This window comes from Methylobacterium sp., assembly GCF_028290105.1.
Lineage (GTDB): Bacteria > Pseudomonadota > Alphaproteobacteria > Rhizobiales > Beijerinckiaceae > Methylobacterium.
On record NZ_JAQGKL010000110.1, the window covers coordinates 1 to 3097 of the forward strand.

General features: G+C 68.5%; 4 protein-coding genes. All 4 read right to left on the reverse strand.

Going from position 1 to position 3097, the window contains the following annotated elements; translation table 11 throughout:
- A partial coding sequence (locus JWQ05_RS08385; RefSeq protein ID WP_299657480.1) for a sugar nucleotidyltransferase occupies positions 1–362 on the reverse strand: 362 nt, incomplete at its 3' end.
- Positions 359–1267 carry a dTDP-4-dehydrorhamnose reductase gene (rfbD, locus tag JWQ05_RS08390; RefSeq protein WP_299657483.1) on the reverse strand — a complete coding sequence of 303 codons (909 nt, stop codon included), beginning with the start codon at positions 1265–1267 and terminating at the stop codon, positions 359–361. The genes JWQ05_RS08385 and rfbD, both read right to left, overlap by 4 nt.
- Positions 1268–1288: 21 nt before the next feature.
- On the reverse strand, positions 1289–2356 hold the full coding sequence (gene rfbB / locus JWQ05_RS08395; RefSeq protein ID WP_299657486.1) for a dTDP-glucose 4,6-dehydratase: 1068 nt from the start codon (positions 2354–2356) through the stop codon (positions 1289–1291).
- A 118-nt stretch (positions 2357–2474) separates the two neighbouring features.
- Positions 2475–3029 carry a dTDP-4-dehydrorhamnose 3,5-epimerase gene (gene rfbC, locus JWQ05_RS08400; protein WP_299657489.1) on the reverse strand — a complete coding sequence of 185 codons (555 nt, stop codon included), beginning with the start codon at positions 3027–3029 and terminating at the stop codon, positions 2475–2477.
- Positions 3030–3097: the final 68 nt, after the last annotated feature.

Below are 3097 nucleotides of genomic sequence, written 5' to 3' on the forward strand. Positions count from 1 at the left end.
GCCAGCAGGGCGCTCATGCCGGACCCGAAGAAAAGGTTGTCGCCGAGCACGAGCGCCACGCTGTCGCCGCCCACGAAGTCGCGCCCGATCACGAAAGCCTGGGCCAGACCCTCGGGCCGGGGCTGGATCGCGTAGGAGAACTGCAAGCCGAACTGCTCGCCGGTGCCGAACAGCCGCTTGTAGTTGTCGAGGTGCTCGGGGCTTGAGATGATCAGGATCTCGCGGATGCCCGCCAGCATCAGCACCGAGACCGGGTAGTAGATCATCGGCTTGTCGTAGACCGGCAGCAGCTGCTTGTTGATCGACAGGGTCGCCGGATGCAGGCTCGTGCCGGTGCCTCCGGCCAGAACGATGCCCTTCATGCCCGTGTCTCCTTGGCGGTGTGCTCGGGTCCGACCAGCCGGTCGAGGATGTCGTCGAGGGCCTGCGTCCACGGCCGCGGCGTCAGGCCGTAGGCGTCGGTCAGGCTCTGGGTCGAGAGTTGCGAATTGGCCGGACGCCGGGCCGGCGTCGGAAAGGCGCTGGAGGGAATGGCGTCGACGGGGATGTTCCGCCCGCCGCGGCCGGCGGCCGCCGCGATGATGGCCTTCGCGAACCCGCACCAGGTCGTGGCCCCCGCATTGACGAAGTGATGCGTGCCCGTGGGCGCATCCGGTTCGCGCGCCAGCCTTTGCGCGATCACCGCGAGGCCGGCGGCGAGATCGCCCGCGCTGGTGGGGTTGCCGTGCTGGTCGTCGACCACGCTGAGGCGATCGCGCTCGGCGGAAAGCCGCAGCATGGTCTTGACGAAGTTGCCCCGGTGCGGGCTCACCACCCAGGCGGTGCGGATGATGGCGTGGCGCGGGTTGGCCGCGCGCACGGCGATCTCGCCGGCGGCCTTGCTGGCGCCGTAGACGCTCTGCGGGTTCACCGGTGTCTCGGGGGTGCAGGCGCCCGCCCCGCCGCCGTCGAAGACGTAGTCCGTGGAGACGTGGACCAGGGGGATGCCCGCCTTCGCGGTGGCGGCGGCCAGCAGCGCGGGAGCGACCGCGTTGAGGCTCCAGGCGGCGGCGATGTCGCCCTCGGCCTTGTCGACGGCCGTGTAGGCCGCCGTGTTGATCACGGCCGCGTAGGGGCGCTCGGCCAGGGCGGCCTCGATCGCGGCGGCGTCGGTGATGTCGAGGTCGGCGCGGGTCGGGGCGTGCAGGCGGACCTCCGCATCCCAGAGCGCGTGCGCCTGCAACTCGGTGCCGACCTGGCCGGCACCGCCGAGGATGAGGATGTTCATGGGGTCAGCCATCCACCGGGTTCAGGCTTGCCTGGCGGGGGACAGCCCCAGGCCGAGGCGCTCGCCGGTGTAGCGGCCTTCGCGGATCGGACGCCACCACGACTCGTTGTCGAGGTACCAGCGCACGGTCTCCTCCAGGGCCTGCTCGAAATCCTTCGTCGGATGCCAAGCCACCTCGGCCTCGGCCTTCGAGGGGTCGATGGCGTAGCGCCGGTCATGGCCCGGACGGTCCGTGACGTAGGTGATCAGCCGGTCGTGGGGCGCCTGCTCCGGGCGCAGCCGGTCGAAGGCGGCGCAGAGCGCCTTGACCACCGCCAGGTTGTTGCGCACCGAGCGGCCACCGAGCAGGTAGGTCTCGCCGAGGCGCCCCTTCTCCAGCACCGCCACGAGGCCGCGCGCATGGTCCTCCACGTGAATCCAGTCGCGCTCGTTCAGGCCGTCGCCGTAGACGGGCAGGTTCCGGCCCTCCAGCGCGTTGAGGATCATCAGCGGAATGAGCTTCTCGGGGAAGTGGCGCGGTCCGTAATTGTTGGAGCAGTTCGTGATCAGGACCGGCAGGCCGTAGGTCTCGTGCCAGGCGCGGGCCAGGTGGTCGGAGGCCGCCTTCGAGGCCGAATAGGGCGAGCGCGGGTCGTAGCGGCTCTCCTCGGTGAAGAACGCATCCGGCGGCAGGGAGCCGTAGACCTCGTCGGTGGAGACGTGGAGGAAGCGAAACCCCGCCTTGGCCTCCCCCTCGAGCCCGTCCCAGTAGGTGCGCGCCCCGTCGAGCATCACCTGCGTGCCGACCACGTTGGTGCGGATGAAGGCGCCCGGATCGGTGATCGAGCGATCGACATGGCTCTCGGCGGCCAGGTGCATCACGGCCTCGGGGCGGAACTCCGCGTAGAGGGCGTGCACGGCCGCCGGATCGCAGATGTCGGCCTCGACGAGCCGGTGCCTGGGGTCGTTCGCCAGGGGCTGCAGCGAGATCGGATTGGCCGCGTAGGTCAGCGCATCCAGCGTCGCGACCTCGTGCCCGAGGTCCTGGACAAGGTGCAGGACCAGGGCCGATCCGATGAAGCCGCAGCCGCCGGTTACCAAGATGCGCATGGGACGAATCGATCTCTCGAGGAATCGGGGCGGGCGGGACCCGCCGGACAGGGTTTGGACTTCAAGGGCGTTGGACTTGAAGGGACCTGGATGAACTTTGACCGGAACGCGACAAGACTCAGAAAAGAGGCGGAAGATCGGCCAGTCGTGGAGCGACCTTGTCCTTGGCCGAGAGATGGGCTTCCGCCGCGCCGACGGGCCAGTCGATGCCGAGGTCCGGATCGTTCCAGAGCAGGCCGCCGTCGTGCTCGGGGCTGTAGACGCCGCCCGCGACCTTGTAGGCCACCATCGTATCCGGCACGAGGGTGCAGAAGCCGTGCCCGAAGCCGATGGGGATGTACAATTGCTCGCCGTTCTCGGCGTCGAGGCGCACGGCCACATGTTGGCCATAGGTGGGGGAAGCGCGCCGGAGGTCGACCGCGACGTCGAGGATGGCGCCGGCCAGAACCCGGATCAGTTTGGCTTGGCCCATGGGATGGCGCTGGAAATGCAGGCCGCGTACGGTTCCTTGAGGCGCGGAGAAGGACTGGTTATCCTGGATGAAGCGGTCGTCAATGCCGGCCTCGGCCAGAACGTCGGCCCGGTACGTCTCCGAGAACCAGCCCCTCTCGTCGCCGAATCGCTTGGGAACGACGCGTTTGACGAGCGGAATGTTCGTCTCGATCACCTGCATGGAAACACCTGCATCGAAAAGGCCTTCGATTTTCAAAATTCGACCGTTCTAGGCGGTTTTTGGACGCG